At 54.2% G+C, this 19,899-nt stretch carries 24 protein-coding genes; 13 read left to right on the top strand and 11 right to left on the bottom strand.

Annotated features, from left to right (window positions below):
- Positions 1-2 precede the first annotated feature (2 nt).
- Positions 3-1,253 carry an MFS transporter gene (locus MK323_05195; GenBank protein ID MCH2481555.1) on the top strand — a complete coding sequence of 417 codons (1,251 nt, stop codon included), beginning with the start codon at positions 3-5 and terminating at the stop codon, positions 1,251-1,253.
- Between the two features lie 36 nt (positions 1,254-1,289).
- Here MK323_05195 and MK323_05190 read toward each other — a convergent pair whose 3' ends face one another.
- Entirely contained in the window at positions 1,290-1,724 is a 435-nt protein-coding gene (locus tag MK323_05190) for a DUF1330 domain-containing protein (GenBank protein ID MCH2481554.1), read from the bottom strand.
- A gap of 193 nt (positions 1,725-1,917) precedes the next feature.
- Between MK323_05190 and MK323_05185 the strand changes: the two genes are divergently transcribed.
- On the top strand, positions 1,918-2,775 hold the full coding sequence (locus MK323_05185) for an LLM class F420-dependent oxidoreductase (GenBank protein MCH2481553.1): 858 nt from the start codon (positions 1,918-1,920) through the stop codon (positions 2,773-2,775).
- A 45-nt stretch (positions 2,776-2,820) separates the two neighbouring features.
- On the opposite strand, the gene MK323_05180 is transcribed toward MK323_05185, so the two are convergent.
- Complete coding sequence (locus MK323_05180) at positions 2,821-3,705, bottom strand: MBL fold metallo-hydrolase (GenBank protein MCH2481552.1); 885 nt, start codon at positions 3,703-3,705, stop codon at positions 2,821-2,823.
- Between the two features lie 58 nt (positions 3,706-3,763).
- Positions 3,764-4,342, bottom strand: coding sequence for a peptide deformylase (locus MK323_05175; protein MCH2481551.1), 579 nt, complete (start codon positions 4,340-4,342; stop codon positions 3,764-3,766).
- 225 nt (positions 4,343-4,567) lie between these two features.
- On the opposite strand from MK323_05175, the gene MK323_05170 reads away from it, so the two are divergent.
- Positions 4,568-4,873, top strand: coding sequence for a thioesterase family protein (locus MK323_05170; GenBank protein ID MCH2481550.1), 306 nt, complete (start codon positions 4,568-4,570; stop codon positions 4,871-4,873).
- A gap of 39 nt (positions 4,874-4,912) precedes the next feature.
- On the opposite strand, the gene MK323_05165 is transcribed toward MK323_05170, so the two are convergent.
- The 3 genes from MK323_05165 to MK323_05155 all read right to left on the bottom strand — a co-directional run bounded on the left by MK323_05165 (position 4,913) and on the right by MK323_05155 (position 8,230).
- Positions 4,913-5,296, bottom strand: coding sequence for a Rid family hydrolase (locus tag MK323_05165; protein MCH2481549.1), 384 nt, complete (start codon positions 5,294-5,296; stop codon positions 4,913-4,915).
- A gap of 25 nt (positions 5,297-5,321) precedes the next feature.
- Positions 5,322-6,929 carry a gamma-glutamyltransferase gene (locus tag MK323_05160; protein MCH2481548.1) on the bottom strand — a complete coding sequence of 536 codons (1,608 nt, stop codon included), beginning with the start codon at positions 6,927-6,929 and terminating at the stop codon, positions 5,322-5,324.
- A gap of 116 nt (positions 6,930-7,045) precedes the next feature.
- The gene (locus tag MK323_05155) at positions 7,046-8,230 is read right to left on the bottom strand and encodes an MFS transporter (GenBank protein ID MCH2481547.1); all 1,185 of its coding nucleotides are present in this window, start codon (positions 8,228-8,230) and stop codon (positions 7,046-7,048) included.
- A gap of 167 nt (positions 8,231-8,397) precedes the next feature.
- Here MK323_05155 and MK323_05150 point away from each other — a divergent pair, with 167 nt between their 5' ends.
- Positions 8,398-9,081 carry a dimethylsulfonioproprionate lyase family protein gene (locus MK323_05150; GenBank protein MCH2481546.1) on the top strand — a complete coding sequence of 228 codons (684 nt, stop codon included), beginning with the start codon at positions 8,398-8,400 and terminating at the stop codon, positions 9,079-9,081.
- An 8-nt stretch (positions 9,082-9,089) separates the two neighbouring features.
- Here the strand turns inward: MK323_05150 and MK323_05145 are convergent, their stop codons facing one another.
- Positions 9,090-10,643: an AMP-binding protein gene (locus MK323_05145; GenBank protein ID MCH2481545.1), complete on the bottom strand. Its 1,554-nt coding sequence runs from the start codon at positions 10,641-10,643 to the stop codon at positions 9,090-9,092.
- Between the two features lie 145 nt (positions 10,644-10,788).
- Here MK323_05145 and MK323_05140 point away from each other — a divergent pair, with 145 nt between their 5' ends.
- The 4 genes from MK323_05140 to MK323_05125 are packed head-to-tail and all read left to right on the top strand — an operon-like array spanning position 10,789 to position 12,910.
- Complete coding sequence (locus MK323_05140; protein ID MCH2481544.1) at positions 10,789-11,262, top strand: PaaI family thioesterase; 474 nt, start codon at positions 10,789-10,791, stop codon at positions 11,260-11,262.
- A gap of 15 nt (positions 11,263-11,277) precedes the next feature.
- The gene (locus tag MK323_05135; GenBank protein ID MCH2481543.1) at positions 11,278-11,520 is read left to right on the top strand and encodes a hypothetical protein; all 243 of its coding nucleotides are present in this window, start codon (positions 11,278-11,280) and stop codon (positions 11,518-11,520) included.
- A gap of 26 nt (positions 11,521-11,546) precedes the next feature.
- A complete protein-coding gene (locus MK323_05130) occupies positions 11,547-12,215 on the top strand; it encodes a nitroreductase family protein (protein ID MCH2481542.1) in 669 nt (222 codons plus the stop codon).
- A 35-nt stretch (positions 12,216-12,250) separates the two neighbouring features.
- Positions 12,251-12,910 carry a class I SAM-dependent methyltransferase gene (locus MK323_05125; protein ID MCH2481541.1) on the top strand — a complete coding sequence of 220 codons (660 nt, stop codon included), beginning with the start codon at positions 12,251-12,253 and terminating at the stop codon, positions 12,908-12,910.
- Positions 12,911-12,953: 43 nt separating this feature from the next.
- Here MK323_05125 and MK323_05120 read toward each other — a convergent pair whose 3' ends face one another.
- Complete coding sequence (locus MK323_05120; protein MCH2481540.1) at positions 12,954-13,808, bottom strand: TauD/TfdA family dioxygenase; 855 nt, start codon at positions 13,806-13,808, stop codon at positions 12,954-12,956.
- Positions 13,808-13,945, bottom strand: a complete 138-nt coding sequence (locus tag MK323_05115; GenBank protein ID MCH2481539.1) for a hypothetical protein — start codon at positions 13,943-13,945, stop codon at positions 13,808-13,810. Before MK323_05115 ends, MK323_05120 begins: the two co-directional genes overlap by 1 nt.
- A gap of 33 nt (positions 13,946-13,978) precedes the next feature.
- Here MK323_05115 and MK323_05110 point away from each other — a divergent pair, with 33 nt between their 5' ends.
- On the top strand, positions 13,979-14,305 hold the full coding sequence (locus MK323_05110) for a nucleotide pyrophosphohydrolase (protein ID MCH2481538.1): 327 nt from the start codon (positions 13,979-13,981) through the stop codon (positions 14,303-14,305).
- Between the two features lie 37 nt (positions 14,306-14,342).
- Entirely contained in the window at positions 14,343-14,504 is a 162-nt protein-coding gene (locus MK323_05105) for a hypothetical protein (GenBank protein MCH2481537.1), read from the top strand.
- Positions 14,505-14,512: 8 nt separating this feature from the next.
- On the opposite strand, the gene MK323_05100 is transcribed toward MK323_05105, so the two are convergent.
- On the bottom strand, positions 14,513-15,574 hold the full coding sequence (locus tag MK323_05100; GenBank protein MCH2481536.1) for an aldo/keto reductase: 1,062 nt from the start codon (positions 15,572-15,574) through the stop codon (positions 14,513-14,515).
- Positions 15,575-15,676: 102 nt separating this feature from the next.
- Here MK323_05100 and MK323_05095 point away from each other — a divergent pair, with 102 nt between their 5' ends.
- The gene (locus tag MK323_05095) at positions 15,677-16,000 is read left to right on the top strand and encodes an NIPSNAP family protein (GenBank protein MCH2481535.1); all 324 of its coding nucleotides are present in this window, start codon (positions 15,677-15,679) and stop codon (positions 15,998-16,000) included.
- Between the two features lie 145 nt (positions 16,001-16,145).
- A complete protein-coding gene (locus tag MK323_05090; protein ID MCH2481534.1) occupies positions 16,146-17,804 on the top strand; it encodes an NAD(P)/FAD-dependent oxidoreductase in 1,659 nt (552 codons plus the stop codon).
- 61 nt (positions 17,805-17,865) lie between these two features.
- On the opposite strand, the gene MK323_05085 is transcribed toward MK323_05090, so the two are convergent.
- Positions 17,866-18,798, bottom strand: coding sequence for a DMT family transporter (locus MK323_05085; protein MCH2481533.1), 933 nt, complete (start codon positions 18,796-18,798; stop codon positions 17,866-17,868).
- Between the two features lie 104 nt (positions 18,799-18,902).
- Between MK323_05085 and MK323_05080 the strand changes: the two genes are divergently transcribed.
- Complete coding sequence (locus MK323_05080) at positions 18,903-19,874, top strand: glycerate dehydrogenase (protein ID MCH2481532.1); 972 nt, start codon at positions 18,903-18,905, stop codon at positions 19,872-19,874.
- The last annotated feature ends 25 nt before the right edge of the window (positions 19,875-19,899 follow it).

Raw genomic sequence — 19,899 nt, 5'->3', positions numbered from 1 at the left:
GGGTGGTTGGCGCCGGCGGCCTTGTTCAGTTCACGGGAGCTATCCTGTTTTTTCAGGCATTCGGTGCTTACTTTCTCCTGATAGAGGATGAATTTGGCTGGAGCAAGGCGTTGTTGGCCGGCGCTTTTGCCCTTGCCCGACTCGAGAGCGGCCTGCTTGGACCGATCCAAGGCTGGATGATCGACCGGTATGGACCACGGGCAGTCATTCGCTGGGGTCTGGTCATTTTCGGACTGGGGCTCATTGGATTCAGTCAAATGGAATCGATCATCGAGTTTTATGTTTATTTCTTTTTTATCGCGCTTGGCACCAGCCTCGGTGGATTTCTCTCTGTCACCACAGCACTGGTCAACTGGTTTTCAAAACATCGGGCAAAGGCGCTGGCACTGTCACAGTTCGGATTTTCGTTTGGTGGAATGCTTGTGCCCATCACAATCTTTTCACTGGAAACGGTGGGCTGGCGCATCACCGCAGCGGCTTCAGGCATTATCGTCCTGATAGTGGCCTGGCCACTGACACGAATTATCGACCACCGACCTGAGGACATCGGTGAAACCCCCGATGGGATCCCATACCAGGGGCCAACACTGTCGACGATGAGTCCAAATCCCACAAACACACCGGCATACAGGCGGGCTGATTTCACCGCCCGGGAAGCTTTGAGAACCAGAGCATTCTGGTTTATGTCACTCGGCCACGGTACCTCTTTACTGATTATCGGCGCCGTTATGGTTCACCTCATTCTTCACGTAAACGGACAACTGGGTTATTCGTTGACAGCGGCGGGTCTGGTCGTCTCACTGATGACTGCCATGCAGATCATCGGCCTGGTGAGCGCTGGATTTCTCGGTGACCGATTCGATAAACGATTGATCGTCACCGCTTGCATGGGATTTCATGCCGCAGGTCTGCTGCTGCTCGCCTATGCGCACAACATTTGGATGGTAATCGGCTTTGCTGTGCTACACGGCATTGCCTGGGGAACGCGTGGGCCGCTGATGCAGGCTATTCGAGCTGACTATTTTGGCGCGTCTAATTTCGGTGTCATCATGGGATGGTCGTCTTTAATCGTGATGATGGGCATGGCGATTGGTCCACTCTATGCCGGCTACATGGCAGACCGTACAGGCAGCTATGTAAGCGCGTTTACGACTCTGGCGATCACCGCTTTGTTCGGCGCTGTCTTTTTTCTACTGGCGACAAAACCTGTGAAGCAGCTACAACCGGAGTCGGCCCAATCACCTACTCAATAACCCACTCTCCCACTGTGCATCCGCCTTTTAGCTTGTTCAGCCAAACAGATCCCCGGCTTTCTTGGGTGAGAGCCGAATCAACCGGGAAGTACGCACTGCTGCCTGACGATGCACTACAGCTTTCTGGTAATCAGGATTCTTGACCATCGAAACGAACGCGTCGGTAGATGGGTACTGGGCAATAAATACAATATCCCAGCACTCGCTGTCTGGACCGATGAGAACAGATTCGAAGTTCGCGCTGTAGGCGATTGACCCACCCACCGCTTTGAGTATCGGCCCACTCTCCTCACCGTAGGCCCGGTATGCTTCCTCACCGCTCAGCGCCTGCCCGTGCCGGGCATGCTGCTGCGGATATACCGCAGTCTGGCGCAACCGAACGAGATTGAGCATATGGATTTCGCCCTCACCGTTCAGAGAACGAAAAGCTCTGAATGCATCCCGGGTTGGATCAACATAGTTTTCTGTCATGATGTTCTCCAGATACTGTTTGCTGCAGGCACTACAGCCCATTTCTTGAATACCTGCCGTGTTCAGACCATAGACCGCCAAATTCCGGACTGCAAATCTCCCTGACCAGCTTGGAATGGAATTTCTACTACCCGAAACAGGCCAATATCAGTTAAGGTTTCCCTATAGTGAAATGACCGTCGGGAGAACAGCAATGCAGATCAGTGCGTGGTTTCCAACCCGCGACATCGGAACAGACCCGGTCCGGGTTCGTGACTGGGCCCAAGCCGCCGAAGAACTGGGTTACGACCATATAGAAGTACCCGACCACGTTTTCGGGGCAACGGCACGCGACGGCTGGTCACCGCGGTATACCGAACAGGATCCGTTTCACGAGACCTTTGTGACCTTAGGCTTCTTGGCCGCGGTCACCACAACGATCGGCCTGGCAAGCGGTGTACTGATTCTGCCCCAGCGCCAGACCGGCGTGGTGGCCAAGCAGGCAGCACAGGTGGACATACTCAGCGGCGGTCGGCTGCGCCTGGGCGTCGGGGTGGGCTGGAATCATGTCGAGTACGAAGCGTTAAACGAAGACTGGAAGACCCGGGGTGCCAGACAGCGTGAGCAGGTCGAGGTACTCAAGAAACTCTGGTGTGACGATCTGGTCACCTACCAGGGTCGATTTCACCACTTCACTGAGGTCAACATCACACCGCGTCCGGTGCAACGTCCGATCCCAATCTGGTTTGGCGGCAGTTCAGACGCGGTTGTAAAACGCGCGGCGCAGATCGGCGATGGGTGGATGCCGATCATGACTCCAGATCACGAGGCAGAGGCCAAACTCGAGCAACTGCAAAATCATCTGAGCGACTGCGGACGCGATGCCAGTGCCTTCGGTATTGAAGGTTGGCTGCGAATGGACAAGGCCGACCCTGATGAATGGGGCGCAGCCGCTGAGGGCTGGCGTAAGCTGGGGGCCGACATCGTGATGCTCTATCCGATGTACCGTATTCCCGACCTCGATGATCAGATCGAGACCCTGCGCCGGTTCAAAGAAGTTGTGACCGGCTAACGGCTGATTCGGTAACACACCATCAGGATAAACTGAACATAGCTCTCACCATCCTGGTTCGTCATAGACGAAGCGGTAAGCCTCCTCTGCGCGAATGATGTGGCCGGCTGAGGGCAGCGGGAAGTGCGCAGTACAGATCAAGGTATCGCTCTCACAGTAGCGATCCAGGAACGTCCAGCGCGTTTCTTTCGCTTGCTCTGCATCCCAGTCCGGCCACGCCGTCCATTCAGGATGCAGGCACTGAACCGGCGAGTGCATAAGGTCACCACACATCACCGCCGCTGCACCTTTTGACTTCAGCGATATGGCAACATGGCCGGGTGTGTGTCCCGGTGTGGGTTCCAGGAAGACCTCATCGTCCAATGCATAATCGTTTGCGACAAGTTCGGCCCTGCCCGCTTCGATAATCGGCAGCACACTATCTTCGTACGGAGTGCGCGAGAACTTTTCATGTCCAACATCGCGCCAGAGCTCTACTTCCTGCTTCGAGAATACATAGCGAGCATTCGGGAAAGTCGGCACCCAGCGGCCACTCTCAAGCCGGGTGTTCCAGCCCACATGATCAGAGTGCAGGTGGGTACACAGGACAAAATCTATGTCCGCAGGATCAATGCCATGGGCAGCCAGTGCACCAAGGTAAGTCGTGTCGGACTTAAGGTGCCAGTGTGGTCGGTTCTCACGCGACTTGTCGTTTCCGACACAGGCATCGATCAGGATTGTGTGGTGGGTGGTTCGGACAATATAACTTTGTATCGGTAACTTGAGTTTTCCCGTCTTGGGATCCATGGCATCCGGTTCAAGCCAATGGCGATGGGGTGCCCAGTCTTCCTCGGCAGTCTCAGGGAAAAATTCTAACGCGCTGAATGGTGTCACCAATTCCAGCACTCGCAAAATCTCGAGCCCACCCAGCTTTCTGGAGCGCGAACTCATGCGACCGACCGCGCCAGCAAGGGCTCAAACAATTCCTGCAAACCAACCGTGTTCATTGTCAACCGCCCGGGTTCACCACTCTGATCGGTGCTTCGCGTGCGCCGGGCACAGGCCAACCGTCTGGCCAGCGGTCACGCTGCTCAAGTTCATCGGCGGTCACCATGTGCCGGGGATCAGCTACCCGATAGGGAAACAGGATGCCATCCAGGTGATCGTGCTCATGCTGGTATAGATGGGCTTCCCAGTCTGTAAACTCACGACTGAGCGGTCGGCCGTCCCGGTCGTAGCCATCGACCTTGATCGCACGGGGCCGACCGACATACGCCTTGAGGCCGGGTACAGACAGGCATCCCTCCCAGTACCACACCGGTGCTGGATCGAGAATCTTGATCTCTGGATTGATCCAATACACCAGAGCTCCCGATCCGGATGGATCACGCATCAGAAAAAACCGCTGGAACCATCCAAGCTGCGGTGCAGCAATACCGTTCGCACCATGGCGTTTAAGACCCGTCTCGAGCAGGGCCAGACGTTCCTGGAATAAGGTTGTGCTGATATCTTCCAGATCAACAGAAACCGACGGTTCAGCCAGTTGGGGGTGGCCCAGGGTGAGAACTTCAGGCAACTCTTGACTCATAACACAAGCTTACACCCAGGTCGCCCAGGTCGCCAACGGCAGCTTTTCTCAGGCCACAATCAACTATCATATCGCCCTCATTTCATCTGACGCGCCACGCATCCTGCCGATGCGCGGCCGCCCGGGGCCGGAGACGCTGCGATAAAATCTGAAACCTTCATCACCGTAGAACAGGAACACACCGACGCACTCGGCCACCTCAATCATGTTCAGGCAGTCAAATTCATGGAAACTGCCCGGGAGGACTGGTATCAGCAATGCGGTCAGCCGGTACTCGATCCAGCCGGATTCGGCACGATTGTGGTCAATATCAACTACAACTACCGCGGCGAGTGTTTTCTCGGTGAAGCGCTGCGCATCATCACAGAGCCCGTTGAACGTGGCCGCAAAAGCTTTGTTTTACGTCATGAGATCATCAAGCCAGACGGTGCAATCCCAATTGACGGACTCGCCACCTGTCTCATCATGGATATGAAGGCTCGTACGGCCATCCCCGTGCCGGACTGGATCGCTGAGCACTTTCCTGATTAACCCAGCGGCCGACTCAAACGTCTGACAATCCTCAGTTCCTCAGTCGCCAGCCAGAGCGACCACCGCATCAGCCATAAACAGTGCACCCGGCAGTTCCATTTTCACCGGTGTACGCGCCGGATAGGGTTCCGTGAAATAACGCGTGCACATCTGATTCAACGAGTCAAAATGACCCCAGTCAGTTATAAAGACTGTGAGTTTGACGACATCGGCCAGGCTGGCTCCGGCATCCTCGACGATCACTTTCATATTCTCAAACACACGTTCGACCTGGGCCTCAAACGTATCGCCAACAACTTCGCCCGTCTCTGGATCAAAGGGGCCCTGTGCTGAGACATACAGGACACGCCCAGAGACGGTGACCCCGGGTGAATAAGGCCCTTTGGGTGCCGCCGCGTTTTGGGGGTGAACTGCGGTTTTCATGCTGATCGTTCTCGATTCACTCCACTCAGACCGGGATAGCGGCGCCATCGCGCCGATTGTCTGCCGCGCCCGACAGTGCACCGCTTTGCGCATCGCGACCCACAGCCTGCATACCACCGGTAGCCCACGAGTAGGGCGGCAACACGGTAATTCGATGCCCAAGGGACTCGAGCGCTTTGCGGGCTGACTCTCTGACCCGGTTCTCGATCTGCACCTCGGTACCGTCCTGCAGCCGCGCGCGCGGCATATTGATGGCGTCCTGCAATTCAAGACCATAGTCAAAGTAACCGACCATCGCCTGAACCGTAGTCTGCAGGATGCCATAACTGCCCGGCGTGCCCAGTGACAGCACGCCCTGCCCGGCGTCGGTCGTAATCGATGGTGCCATGCACATAGCCAACCGCTGACCTGCGGTGATCACATTGGGAGAGGATGGGTCCAGATCTCCCCAGTTCAGGAAATTATTCATCACCACTCCGGTACCAGGCACCATCACCCCGGACCCGTAGGGCGATCCCAAACTCTGCGTCAAGCAGACCAAATTGCCTTCGCTGTCGGCCACAGACATCGAGGTGGTATGCTCTTTAAGCGCTGAGTGATCAAAAGGCCCCCCGCTGGCCCAGTTCTCTGTCGGTCCGATCACCGGCTCGCCATCCGCGGTACGGGCCACCAGTTCATCAACATCAGTCAGCAGGGCATCGATCTCAGCGCGGTCTTTCTGGTTGTTCTGGATTCGTACACCCGCAGCGATCCGGATCACCCGAAAAACCAGGTCCAGGTGGTCGGCGGTGAGTAAGTCCCGATTTTTGAAATCAAATGCTTCGAGTATCCTGAGACTGAGCAGCACCTGAAAAGACTCTGCTGGCGGCGGCGGCACATTGACACGGTAGTTGTGATAAGGCGCCGAGATCGGTGCCTCCCAGATTGGCGAAACGGCCTCGAGGTCAGCCATCGAAATGGCACCGCCCTCAGACTGGATTCGCGAGACCAACTTCTCGCCCAGAACCCCGCCATAAAGATACTCGGTACCCTCGGTTGCGATCTGTGCCAGTGTCGCAGCAAGATCCAGCAACTGAAGGACCTGGCCCGGCTGCCAGTCTTGCTCCGCCCGGAACACCCGCCGCCACTCGAGATCCTTGATCCGCCCTACGCTGCCACGGGTCATCGCCACAAAAAAGCTCGACACCGGGAACCCATCCTGTGCCAGCCGTATCGCCGGCTGCAGCACCTCGTCGAAACCCAGACGCCCGTAACGACTCTGCAGCGCGTACCATCCGGCCAGGTTTCCCGGCGTGACCGACGCATTAGGCCCACTCTCGGTCTTTGCCTTGTCAACCTGGCTCACATCGAAACTTGCCGGGGCTGGTGGAATGAAGTCGATGGTCTCGACGGTGCTTTCAGCGGCGAGGAAAATCGTCGCACCACCGGCACCTGCAAGCCCGGACATAAACGGTTCGACAACGTTCAGAGCAGCAGCGGTGGCGGCGACTGCATCGAATGCATTACCCCCTTTGCGAAGGATCTCGGCACCAGCGTTGGCCGCTAACGGATGTGCCGCGGCCACCATACCGTTCATCGATCGCACTGTGGGGCGCCCACCCAGGATGTCATGTGTCGTTTCTATCTGGTTCATTTCTTATCCTTTTATTCTTCTCTTCCGGTTTAACAACCGTCAGGATGCGTGTCGATATCTTGAGTTCAAATTTGGAACGTTGGTCAATAGGTGGATTATGCCAGCGCGCGGGGTCCTCAAGGCATTGAATCGCCACTGTCTAAGGGGATCAGAAACGCCAGCGCAGTTCCCACCAACGCCATCGTGAATACCACTGCAATGCCGACCCGAACGTCCTCCGCCGCACCCATGTAAACAGTCAACCAGGCGACTAAGGAAGCAAATGCCAACTGGAAGCTGCCAGCAAGACCGGAAGCAAATCCAGCGACAGACCGATGCGCGGCGTTAACCGCACCCATGGTCGCATTTGCAACGACCAGCCCATTAGAAAAGGCAAACAACATGGCCGGCAACAACAGTGCCCACACCGAACGATGCCCGACAAAAGCAAGCACAGCCATTGCCCCCGTCGCGAGGATCGACAAGGACGACCCCGTCCGTACCATCCGCGGGATGCCCCACAACGGGGTCAGCTTGCGGCTCACCCCGCTGCCGATCAGAAAACCAATGGGAAGTACAGTAACAAAAAATCCGAAGGCGGCAGCCGAGTAACCCAATTTATGGAAAGCAAAGGGCAGAAAAGATAGAAAAGCAAAGAAAATAGATGCCTGAAACCCGAGATTTCCTGCAAACAACAAGAACTGCTTGTTGCGCAAGAGCCCTATATAGTTGAGGGCGACCGATTCCAGGCTTAACCGACTCTGCCGAGAGCGGTGCGTCTCCCCAAGAATAATCAGTGCCGATATAAAGGCCACAGCACCCAGCAGCACGGTAACCCCCATGCCACCCTGCCAACCAAAAGCATCGTAAAGCACACCACCGAGCGAGAACGCCAGCATCGGTGCCAACGCAGTCGCAGACATGACTGCAGCCATACTGGCGGCAGCAGCTCGCGGTGCGTGGGTGTCATTGATGATCACCCGCGACAGCACCATAGCGGCCGCAGCGCCAACGCCCTGAACACAGCGGGCCAGAACCAGAACAGACAGATCGGTCGCCACAAGCGCCATGATTGAACCGGCAAGATATAGTCCGAGTCCGGCCAGCAAGGGTATCCGCCTGCCGAATCGATCGGAAAACGGCCCAAAAAAAAGTTGCCCAACAGCGGTTGCGGCGAGGAAACCGGTGATGACCATCTGTGTCTGCTGGGCCGTCACCGAAAACAATTCCGTGATACCCGGCAGCGAAGGCGTAATTATGGTGGTGGCAAAGATACTGGTCGATACGATCAGCACCAGCAACCAGGTCGGCTGCGGCGGCACAGGATATTGACTATTTACTGAATTGTTCGCGGCACTCATTTCGCAATGACAAACACATCAGACCTGGAAATTCCAACTGTGACAACGACGGTTGTATAGAACACCGAAGCCCGATTACGATCGGGTGGGATCAAAACAATATCAGGCGGGCTGAGACGATCGTGATCATGGGCGCTGACATTGTGAACCGGTTCACTGATCTCTACAAGTACGACCTGCCGCTCAACAACGCTACAATGTCTGCACGTTCAGCACCCTCGAGCTCAACTCACTTGTCGTTGTCAAACATCCCCGATATCAGTCTCGTTGAACAGACCCGCCAGTTTCTGCTGTCTGTAGCGCGGGCAATGCGTGTGTGTGCCGAATCACCCGACCATGAATCTGCCGCGCATGGATTTGCAGAAGCTATCGGTTCGGCGATACCTAAATCGCCGCCGGCAGCGACAATCAAGGCCTCTACTGAACTGCGTAAGGCCCAGGATACCCGTTTGGCACGACGACTCATTGAACTCGGCGATCATCTACCCTGGACCGAATCCCCTAGAACGCCCGACATGGGAAACAAGATCGCAGTGTGTAGTTTCAACGATCTTTTCGATTTAAAGCACCACACCGCCGGCCTGCTCTACCTGGATCCCGGACTGGCCTATCCCGAACACCGCCACCCACCACCGGAGCTTTACCTCACGTTGTCCGGTACGGCTAGCTGGCGCTACGGCGGCAGCACAGAGTACCGCGTGGTATCAGCGGGCAATCTGCTGTATAACCATCCACTGGACCTGCATGGCGTACGCAGCAGCGAAACCCCTCTTCTCGCATTGTTCCTGCTCTGGCACAACGAAACCGACTAACTTATTGGTCAGTGCGGTGCGTCTGTGTCGTCAGATTCGGATTCCAGTTGCTCGCGAAGCACTGTTTTTAGAATTTTGCCGTAGTTGTTCTTCGGCAGACTGTCCAGGAATCGATAATTCTTGGGACGCTTGAAACGAGCAATGTTTTCCAGACAAACATTATCCAGATCCAGCTTGCTGGCCTTGCCACCGGGTTTAAGGACTATGAAAGCCACTACCTCTTCTCCCCAGTCCGGGTGGAATCGACCGACGACCGAGGCCTCAAGAACCGCATCATGTTGTAACAGCACTTCCTCGACTTCACGCGGATAAATATTAGAACCGCCGGAGATGATCATGTCCTTGGTGCGATCTTTCAATGTCAGAAATCCGTCTGCATCAATCACACCGACATCACCCGTGTACAGCCAACCATCTTTAAGTGCAGCGGCTGTCGCTTCCCGGTTCTCCCAGTATCCCTTCATCACGACCTCACCACGAACAATGATCTCACCCGGTTGGTTGTCTTCGGCCAACCGTCCGTTTTCATCCACCACGGCAAGCTCGACATCTGTCCGTGGAATACCGACAGACGACATTCGCTCAGTGAATCGCGGGTGGGTCTTATCTTCATGCATAAGTTTAGAAAGATAACTAATAGTCATCGGTGACTCACCCTGACCATAGATCTGGATCAGTCGCGGGCCAAAAACATCCAATGCCTGAAACAGGTCCTGCGTATACATCGGTCCACCGCCATAAATAATGGTCCTGAGATTTGTTCGTGCCTCTCCGTCTACAGCACCCGAAGCCAGCAGACGAACGATCATCGTTGGTGCAAAGAAAAAACCCGAGCTGGGCCACTTGACCAACAGTTCGTTGATTTCCAGCGGATCAAAACCGCCACTTTCAGGCACCACCTGGTTAGCAGCCTTCGCCAGGTGCGGAATACCGTAAAGACCCGACCCGTGGGACAGGGGTGCTGAGTGGATGATGCAATCGCGGTACGAGAGAGTCTCCAGATCAGCAAAATAACTCAGCGTCATCATCATCAGATTACGATGAGACAAGGTCGCACCCTTAGGCCTTCCTGTGGTGCCGCTGGTATAGAACAACCAGGCCGGATCGTCTGCATTGACGCTTTGGAGTGCAAGTTCAGACGAGTTCAGCAGGCTCCGATAGTCAGCGGTGTCAACATTGACAACCCGATCCAGGCGCTCAACCGAATCGCACAGTGGACCGACCGCCGCCTCTAGGTCGCGGTTGACCATACATAAACGTACGCCGGCATTTTTAATGATGTAGCTGATCTCGCGCTGATGAAGCTTGGCATTCATCGGCACTGCAACCAGTCCCGCGTGCCAGATCGCATAGAGCACTTCTGTAAATGCAGGGCAATTGGTCATAGCAATCCCCACCCTGTCACCGCGCTTCAGACCGCAGCAGTTCACGAAGCCAGACGCGAGCTTCTGTACCCGATCGGCGAGTTCACTGTAGGTCATATGGACGCACGTGGCGTACGACACTGCCGGCGATGTGCCAAAGCTGCGTGCCGATTTCTGCAATAGCGCTGCGATATTCACGAGTTGATTCTATGCTGGAGATCGATTTATACCAATCTCAGATCCAGATTTGAACACAGGTCATTACCCCGCGCACGGTAGCGGATGCTAGATGCGACTACAATCATGCTTCGGTCTAACAGCCAGCCTATGGAGTCAAACCTCGGTGGAGCCCTCATTACAAGACCGATATTATTCAGCTGGCACCTGCTTCGGCTGCGGTCCCTGCAATCGACACGGCTTGCAAATCAAGTCCTATTCGTCAGGTAACGGTGTCGCGGCGACCTGGACCGCGTCCGACAAATATGACAATGGGTTTGGCTTTGTTAATGGCGGCATTATCTCCACACTACTGGACTGCCACTCGGCTGCTTGCCTGATGAAAGAGACTGTTGAGCGTTATGGTGACTTTTGTATTGATGATTTCGAACACTTTGATGACAAGCACCCAGTCTATCTGACCAATCAGATCACCGTGACATTTCGGCGTCCGATCTTACTGTACCGCCCAGTCGAACTGTTCTCCGAATGTGTGTCCTGGAATGACGATGCCTGCCAGTTCAGATCAGAACTTCGATTCGACGGGAAACTCGCTGCCGACGCCGACGTTGCGTGGAAACGGTTCCGGTCCAGGCGCTGAACCTGATCTAACGCAGTGCCAGTCTTTGCGCTCCAATACGAGCTGACCTTGTATTATTCAGGCAAATCGGCCCATCACCTTAAGTACGCCGGCGAGGTGAACGTCCAGGCGAGCAGTGCCGACACAGCCCGACGAAAACTTATCCCTGCGCTCGCACTCACTGGCCTGTCTCCGGTGCTTGCCCAGGACTCAACGTTCGATCCGCACTATGACGACGTTGAAATCAATATCCGGGGTATCCAGGAAAAAACCCTGTAAAACAAAGCCGCTACCAGGTCGGACACATGACAGATTATCCTTTTATCTCGCTCAAATCCCCCTCGTATCCTGATGAAGAGATGATCCAGCGATCGGAACAGTTTCTCGCGGACATGCAGTCGAGGCGAACCGTGCGCGACTATTCGGCGCGGAAGATTCCACCGGTCGTGATTGAAAATGCGATCCGGACCGCCGGCACAGCACCCAGTGGTGCCAACATGCAGCCCTGGCATTTTGTAGTCGTGACAAACCAAGATACTCGATGCCGGATTCGTGAGGCCGCCGAGGTTGAAGAACTGGAATTTTATGCCCATAGAGCATCGCAACAATGGCTGGAGGCGCTTGCACCACTGGGCACAAACGAACACAAGCCATTTCTCGTCTCAGCCTCCTGCCTGATAGCAATCTTCCTAAAGAAATTTAGTTATGATGCTAATGGTCACCGTCTCAAGAATTACTACACCTCAGAATCGGTCGGAATTGCCGCCGGTCTGCTGATCAACGCACTGCATAATGCCGGCGTTGCGACGCTGACCCATACACCGAGTCCCATGCGGTTTCTGAACGAGATTCTCGAGCGACCCTCCGAAGAACGGCCATTTCTACTGCTGGTCGCCGGTTTTGCCGCGGAAAAAGCTATGGTGCCCGATATTGCACGCCTCGACTTGGCTCAGATCATGACAACCATCGCCTGACTTCGCCGGAATACCTTAACCAGGGAATGCGATTGATGATCGAAGAGATGCAACACTATTACGATCGACGGGCCGAGATCTACGACACATCGATGGGATACGACAATCCGGATACCGTGACCCTACTGCAACCAGTCATTGAACACCTCTGTAGGGAGATGAGCAGCAAAAAAGTCCTCGAACTGGCTTGTGGCCCCTGCTTTTGGACACAATTCACCGCTGCTGTGGCCGAATCTATTGTCGCTTGTGACTTCAATAATTCAACACTGTCACAGGCGCGTCACAAGGACCTGCCTTGGGAAAGGGTCTCCCTTCAACAAGCGGACGCCTATGACCTCAAAACGCTCACTGGATCTTTCTCTGCGGCCATGGCGGTAGACTGGCTGGCTCACGTGCCCTACGCACGCATGCACCCATTTTTAGATGGCCTACATGCAGTATTGAATGCTGGTGCCCGGGTAGTGTTCTGCGATCAGCTCCCAAAATCGGAACCCGCCGATGGTGATCACGATGCAGACGGTAACTTCATTGTGGTACGGCAACTACCGGACGAATCACGCTATCGTGTCATCAAGCATTATCTGTCAGATAACCAGATTCAGGATATCTTTGGGCGCTACGACGACAACGTTCAGATCACCCGCTTCCCGAACTGTCGGCGCATCATCGTGTCATACCACATAAAAAATGGTTGAGCCAAATACACGATTAACCCGGCTTCTCCCTAATCCCAGTAGTTCAGGCGGTCGACGCCTCTTCCAAGTACCACATCTGCGGTCTGGGTCCACGTACGGATACGCGACGTCCCTTACGGCTGTGCGGCCAGTAGTCCCACATCGCAAAATGCTGGGTACTGCGATTGTCCCAAATCGCGATGGCATCTGATGACCAGCGAAACCGACACTGAAAGTCTGCCCGCTCAGCATGATCAAACAAGAATTCGAGTAGTGCCTGCCCTTCTGCTTGCGGTAGATCTTCGAGCTCTACCGTGAACTCACGGTTAACATAAAGTGCAGGTCGGTCGCTCCCACTTGGCCGTATAACTACCGGATGAACTGCTTCGGGATAACCATCTGCCGGTTCGTGCGGTTGATACTTAAAAAGATGTCGATAACTCCATTCTCCCGAGTGTCTCGCAGTCATACCGTCCAGCATCTGCTTCATACGCGGTGACAGTGCCTCATAGGCCGCATACATACTGGCGAAAAGTGTATCGCCTCCGACCGGCGGAATCTCATGCAACTGTAAGATTGACACATAAGGCGGTTCCTGTTCACAAGACACGTCGGAGTGCCATCGGTTGCCTGCCGCTACCTTGGTGTCCCGTCTCGCTTCAATTTTCAATACGCCAGGAAACTCAGAACCCCGGGGAGCCGCGGGGTGAACGTGAATCGGACCAAAAGCATTGGCAAGGGCACTGTGCTCAGCTGGCGAGAGTGCTGGTTGGTCCCGAAAAAAAACAACCGAATACTGCTCTAAAACTTTCTGGATCTGCCCGATCAGTACTTGATCTGAACGACGAAGGTCTACGCCGTTGATTTCAGCACCCATAAAAGGTGTTAACGGATTAATGTCCAGTTCAGTCGACAACATCAGTGATTTCCATTTTCAACCCTGCCAATCCCAATTAGAACAGATTTCTCGGTAGCCAGACCCGGCAGCGCGATCATCAGGGTGCCATAGATAATGCCCATCAACATCAACCAGAACATGGCCGGCGATGTTAGCATGTCCTTATCAAATTACCAGATCCCCTCAAATCTATGAAATTGAATCAAGCACAGCAGATCGTTGACGACTGGATCAACGAATATGGTGTCAGGTATTTTAATGAACTGACTAACACCGTGATACTCATGGAAGAAGTCGGTGAGGTCGCCCGTATAGTCGCCCGTCAATACGGCGAACAAAGCGAAAAAGAAAGCGATGCGAACAAAAACCTTGCAGACGAGTTGGCTGACGTTCTGTTCGTATTGATTTGCCTTGCCAACCAGACCGGAATCGATCTGGAACAAGCATTTACTCGCAACCTGGAAATGAAAACAAAGCGCGATGCCCTGCGCCACAAGGAAAATAACAAACTACGTTAGTGATCACCTCTACTGTTCACGAGTGGATTCTGAACAAATGCAGTACCAGACTATTCCAGTCAACCCGTTTGCCCAGAAAAGCTCGCTGATCTGGTGTGAACTACCCATGGAAGCTGCTGTTGTCGATCAGGTTAGAGCGTTGAATCAACTCGAAACTGCGGTAAAAAAGGCCGGAATTAGCCTGACGAAGATCCTCTAAACTTGATGCTAAATGCCCTTGCGGACATCTTTGATGAAGCCTGGAGAAATCACCCCCGCAGACTTATTGGGATTCGGGAAAACCTTATGGATCTCATCAACAGCAGTGCTTAGTTCATCACTAATACTGACGCCTACCGTTGCCAGACAGACCCTCAGCTGATCCATTTTAGTCGCACCGATAATCGTCGAACTGACATATTCACGCGACAGCGTCCAACCTAAAGCGAGCTCTACCGGTGTCAGCCCGTACTCTTTAGCCAGGGTGACGTACTGCTGGGCCGCTCGGCGGCTCAGGTCAGAGTGATAACGGGGCTGAAAGTCGGGCCACAGGCAGTGTCGACCCTCCTGTGGTGTTCCATCGAAGTATTTTCCGCTCAACAGTCCACCATTCAAGGCTCCGTAGACCAGAAAAGAAATATTCAGGTGTCTGGGTGTGATCGCCTCCGCGAGTTCGGGTTCCATCGAGCGGTCCAGCAGGCTGAAATCATTCTGTACCGTAGCCGGCAAGGGTACGTCCATAGAAGCTGCTGTCTGATGGAACTGACAGAGACCGTACGTAGTCTCATTGCTCAGTCCCCAGGCCCGCAGTTTGCCCTCCTCGATCAACCGTGCGAGCGCGCCGACTTGATCTTCAAACGGGACCACATCGGTCTGCTCTCGGCTGCGCTTGTATTCCCAGGCACCGAACATTGTACCGACATAACGCTCCGGCCAATGCAGTTCCATCAGGTCGATGTAGTCTGTCTGCAGCCGTTTAAGGCTTCCATGTACCGCGGCACGAATAGATTCCGGCGTCAGACGGGGTGGTGCAGGGGGCTGGGGTGGTAGGCGATTTGGCGGTATCCATGTCTTGGGACTGGTGCTCGTCACCTTGCCAAACACAATCACACTATCGCGCGATCGACTACGCATCCAGGAACCAACATACGCCTCGGACAGGCCCTGAGTTTCTGCGCGTGTCGGCACTGCGTACATCTCGGCGGTATCCAGGCAATTCACTCCGTGATCCCACGCGCAAGCCAGTTGTTCGTGCGCCTCTTTTTCAGAGTTCTGTTCACCATAGGTCATGGTTCCTAGACAGACCTCAGATACAATGAGGTCGCTGCTTCCCAGCCGACGACTTTTAATGATGTCCTCCAGAGCCTGACCCACAAAAGCAAGGGCAAGACCATGATTTATGAATTACGACAATATACTGTTGCAGCTGGGCGTATGGAAGAATGCCAGGTGCTCTTCCAGGATGTCATTGATCCTTTGTTTAAAGAAGTCGGCATTCGGCCAGTCGGTTACTGGCAACCCAGAGAACGCGATGGGCAGACATTCGTCTATCTGCTGGCATTCGAGTCAGCAGCCTCCAGGGAAGCAGTTTGGCCTCAATTCATCGAACACCCTCGCTGGCAGGAAGCCAAATCCCGTTTTCCCGACGGTGTACCACCTTATGAAAAAGTGGTGCCAACCATCCTGGACGCCATGAGCTATTCTCCGCTGCCCTGACAATTGAATAGATATAATGTTACTAACTGGCGCAGTGACGGACGCAGACTTACACCAGATATAGTAGACCGCAGAAGATCAGAAAAAGATTGTGAAACCAAACGACCACTTCGACACGGTCATTGTTGGCGCCGGTTTTGCCGGCATGTTTATGCTTTATCGGCTTCGCGCGCTCGGGCTTTCTGCCAGAGTCTATGAGGCCGGCAATGGTGTTGGCGGAACATGGTATTGGAATCGATATCCGGGAGCCCGCTGTGATGTCGAGAGCATGCAGTACTCCTTCTCTTTCTCAGAAGAACTGGAACAGGAATGGGAGTGGTCTGAAAAATACTCAGCCCAACCCGAAATTCTGAGCTACGCGAACCATGTTGCTGATCGCTTCGATCTGCGTCGTCATATCCAGTTTGATACGCGTGTAACGTCGATAGCGTTCGACGAAAACGCAAACTACTGGACCGTCAAAACAGATCGAGGAGACCAAATAAGCGCGCAGTTCTGCGTCATGGCAATAGGTTGCCTGTCGGCTGCAAACCTGCCTGATTTCGAAGGTCTCGACGAATTTGGCGGTTCGATCTATCACACGGGCGAGTGGCCTCATGATGAAGTTGATTTTTCAGGGCTTCGGGTTGGGGTCATTGGCACGGGTTCATCGGCAATTCAAGCAATACCCGTTATTGCGGGTCAGGCGTCGTCGTTAACTGTATTCCAGCGAACACCGAACTACTCAGTGCCCGCACACAACGAGGATTTAGAACTGGATTATGTGAAATCCGTTAAGTCGAGTTATCCCGATCTCAGGGCAAAGGCGCGCGCAAGGCCAACAGGCTTTTTTTTCGAGTACAACACATCACCAGCCCTTGAAGCGACAGCGGAATTGCGCGAACAACAGTACGAAGAATTCTGGGCTCGTGGCGGCCTACCGTTCCTTGGCGCTTATGGTGATATTCTTTTCAACAAGCAAGCCAACGACACGATCGCTGAGTTCGCACGCAGTAAGATTCGCGATATTGTCAAAGACCCCGAGACGGCCGATCTGCTTTGTCCAGACAACGTTTTTGGCTGCAAGCGTCTGTGCGTCGATACGGGCTATTTTGCTGCCTACAACCAGCCGCACGTCAGACTGGTCGATGTGTCTGAAAAACCGATCGAACGTTTTACAAAGAAAGGTATTTTCGCTAACGACATTGAGTATGAATTTGATAGCGTTGTCTGCGCCACCGGATTTGCCGCAATGACCGGATCATTCGACAAAATTCAAATTACTGGGCGTGGTGGCTTGACCCTAAAGAAAAAATGGAGCGCTGGGCCTCGTACCTATCTCGGCCTGTCATCAAGCGGCTTCCCAAATCTGTTCATGATCACTGGCCCCGGCAGCCCTTCTGTTCTCGCGAGTATGATCCAGGCGATCGAACAGCACGTCGACTGGATTGCTGACTGCATTGGTCACATGCGGGATGTAGGAGCAGACACCATCGAAGCCAAAGTTCACGACGAAAACGATTGGGTAGACCACGTCAACGAAGTCTCTCAGGTTTCGCTTCGATCGACTTGTAGTTCCTGGTATGTGGGCGCGAATATTCCCGGGCGACCGAGAGTATTTATGCCTTACATCGGTGGGTTTCCAATTTATGTGGACAAATGCAACAGCGTCATGATGGGCGGTTACGAGGGTTTTGTTATGACAGGTTCCGGAAAACCGACTGCACCGCCTCAAGTGCGGTGCACCGAAAGGTGGCACGTCGAACTGGACCTAGAAGTCATCTCGCCGGCTTCGATTGCTGCCAAACAGGTGCCGATGGTGTGATCTGAGCCTTTACGACAGGGCATCGAGTATCGGGTCGCAGATCCCAGATCCCAGATCCAACCTACCCCGAACCAGACGGCAGGGGTTGACGCCATTCGACCAGTGCCCGCGTGATTACGGCTGCGACGACCAGACTGCCCCCTAACAATGTCCAACGCGAAGGGATCTCGTTCACGAACAACCACACCCAGACCGGTCCGAGGGCAAATTCCAACAGCATAAACAGCGTCAACTCTGCCGCTGCCAGGTGGCGAGATGCAACGATGAAACAGACACTGGTAAACCCAGACAGTACGCCACCCCAGAGGACACACAACACCAGGTCACCGGTGGAGATCGTGAGACTGCCGTAACTACTCACACCGGCAACCAGTATGATCAATACCGTCGAGACCAGCAGTGCCGGCAGCATATTAACGTGACGGTTGCGCCGCACGAGTACCGTATAAATAGAAAAACAGATCGCCGTGACCATTGCCATGAGATTTCCGTAGGCTGACCCCGAGCCGAATCCCTCACCCAGCATGACCGTGATGCCGGAAAAGGCGATCACCATTGCCCACAGCGTCGCCCGTGCGGGCCGCTCTCTCAGGAAAATCCAGGCCAGCACAGCAGTAAAAAAAGGAATAGCCCCCAGAATAAACAGCGTGTTGGCAACAGTGGTATGCGTCATCGACTGGAGGAACGAGATTGCTGCCACGGTCAGCATCACCCCACCAACAATTCCGGGCCAGCCAATCCGGATCACATGGGTAATGGCCATACGGCGATACTGAATGGCCAGAATAAGCGTAACCGCGACCATGAGTGACAAGGCACGATAGAAATTCATGACCATGGGGTCAGCGTCCACATGACGAACAATCAAGCCGGTAAAACTGATCACCACCGAACTCGCAATCATCAATCCAATAGCATATCCGCGGCGCCCGACTGAGTCGGTGTGCTCAGAACCTGAAGTCCTATAGGGTTCAGACAAAGTTGTCGCGGTCACCTACTTCATGCGACATCAGCAAGATTTGGGACAGTTGACGAGAAAACCATTTCTTTCTATGAATGCTGTAATCTGTCAGCCATGGTACTGAATCAGGAGCAATTGTGAAGAACATCGTCTATCCAGATGCCAGTGAGGGCATTGAAGAAATACTCGCTGGTCATCGCCGGGAAAGTCTTGAGAAACTGGGTGACCTGATGATTTTCTACGATGCGCCGGTAGATCACCAGGAATTTCTGCGACGGGTCGACGGTGCACATGCGCTGCTGGTCGGCTGGGCACTGCCGGTAGACGTGATGACCCAGACCCCCACACTTGAAATTCTTTCGTTTACGGGTATCGGTGCCAGTAATTTTATCGACCTGCCAGCTGCCGCCGCCCAGGGCATCACCGTCTGTAACTGCCCAGGTTATGCCGACAACACGGTCGCTGAGCACACCCTAGCGCTACTCCTCGCTGCAGCCCGGCACCTACCGCAACTCGATGCCGAACTGCGCGGCGGTCGCTGGAATCAGTCGCTTGATGGGATGGAACTACGAGGAAAAAAACTGGGTTTGGTCGGATTTGGCGGTATCGGTCGCCGGGTCTTTAAGCTGGCCCGCGCGTTCGGCATGACTGTGAAGGTCTGGACCCGAAACCCCAGCGAAGCCCGCGCCCGCGAACACGATGTCGAATTCGTATCCCTCGACAAACTGCTGCAAACCTCTGATGTGATTTCTCTACATGTCGCGCTTACCGATGACACGATAGACTTGATTGATGCTGGCAGGATCAAACAGATGAAACCGGGCTCCATTCTCATCAACACTGCCCGTGGCGAGGTTGTTGAGGAAACAGCACTCGTCGATGCACTACGCGATGGTCACCTCAAAGCAGCGGGGCTCGATGTTTACCAGCAAGATCCTTTGCCGGTCGAACACCCATTGCTCAAACTTGACAATGTGGTGCTGAGTCCGCATGTGGCCTACAACACACCCGAAGCCGGTGATGCGATTTGTGAGATCGCAGTGGAGAACATTGTTAAATTTTATGAGGGAAACCCAATTAATGTGGTTGCCAGTCCCTGTCAGGAATAAAGCGCCGGAACTGTCGGCTTTTACT

The organism is Gammaproteobacteria bacterium (assembly GCA_022450155.1).
In the GTDB taxonomy this organism is placed as follows: Bacteria; Pseudomonadota; Gammaproteobacteria; order Arenicellales; family UBA868; genus REDSEA-S09-B13.
Note: the sequence above shows the minus strand (reverse complement) of the source record. Positions and strands in the feature narration are given on the sequence as shown.

Excerpts from the sequence above, each read along its gene's own strand:
- MK323_05090 (MCH2481534.1), top strand. The coding sequence starts at position 16,146 with ATGTTTATGCTTTATCGGCTTCGCGCGCTCGGGCTTTCTGCCAGAGTC.
- MK323_05120 (MCH2481540.1), bottom strand. The coding sequence starts at position 13,808 with ATGTTGTCGACTGAACTGGACATTAATCCGTTAACACCTTTTATGGGT.
- MK323_05165 (MCH2481549.1), bottom strand. The coding sequence starts at position 5,296 with ATGAAAACCGCAGTTCACCCCCAAAACGCGGCGGCACCCAAAGGGCCT.
- MK323_05150 (MCH2481546.1), top strand. The coding sequence starts at position 8,398 with ATGGGCGCTGACATTGTGAACCGGTTCACTGATCTCTACAAGTACGAC.
- MK323_05095 (MCH2481535.1), top strand. The coding sequence starts at position 15,677 with ATGATTTATGAATTACGACAATATACTGTTGCAGCTGGGCGTATGGAA.
- MK323_05185 (MCH2481553.1), top strand. The coding sequence starts at position 1,918 with ATGCAGATCAGTGCGTGGTTTCCAACCCGCGACATCGGAACAGACCCG.
- MK323_05115 (MCH2481539.1), bottom strand. The coding sequence starts at position 13,945 with ATGCTAACATCGCCGGCCATGTTCTGGTTGATGTTGATGGGCATTATC.
- MK323_05130 (MCH2481542.1), top strand. The coding sequence starts at position 11,547 with ATGACAGATTATCCTTTTATCTCGCTCAAATCCCCCTCGTATCCTGAT.
- MK323_05105 (MCH2481537.1), top strand. The coding sequence starts at position 14,343 with ATGCAGTACCAGACTATTCCAGTCAACCCGTTTGCCCAGAAAAGCTCG.
- MK323_05100 (MCH2481536.1), bottom strand. The coding sequence starts at position 15,574 with ATGACCTATGGTGAACAGAACTCTGAAAAAGAGGCGCACGAACAACTG.
- MK323_05170 (MCH2481550.1), top strand. The coding sequence starts at position 4,568 with ATGGAAACTGCCCGGGAGGACTGGTATCAGCAATGCGGTCAGCCGGTA.
- MK323_05190 (MCH2481554.1), bottom strand. The coding sequence starts at position 1,724 with ATGACAGAAAACTATGTTGATCCAACCCGGGATGCATTCAGAGCTTTT.
- MK323_05110 (MCH2481538.1), top strand. The coding sequence starts at position 13,979 with ATGAAATTGAATCAAGCACAGCAGATCGTTGACGACTGGATCAACGAA.
- MK323_05175 (MCH2481551.1), bottom strand. The coding sequence starts at position 4,342 with ATGAGTCAAGAGTTGCCTGAAGTTCTCACCCTGGGCCACCCCCAACTG.
- MK323_05160 (MCH2481548.1), bottom strand. The coding sequence starts at position 6,929 with ATGAACCAGATAGAAACGACACATGACATCCTGGGTGGGCGCCCCACA.
- MK323_05125 (MCH2481541.1), top strand. The coding sequence starts at position 12,251 with ATGATCGAAGAGATGCAACACTATTACGATCGACGGGCCGAGATCTAC.
- MK323_05180 (MCH2481552.1), bottom strand. The coding sequence starts at position 3,705 with ATGAGTTCGCGCTCCAGAAAGCTGGGTGGGCTCGAGATTTTGCGAGTG.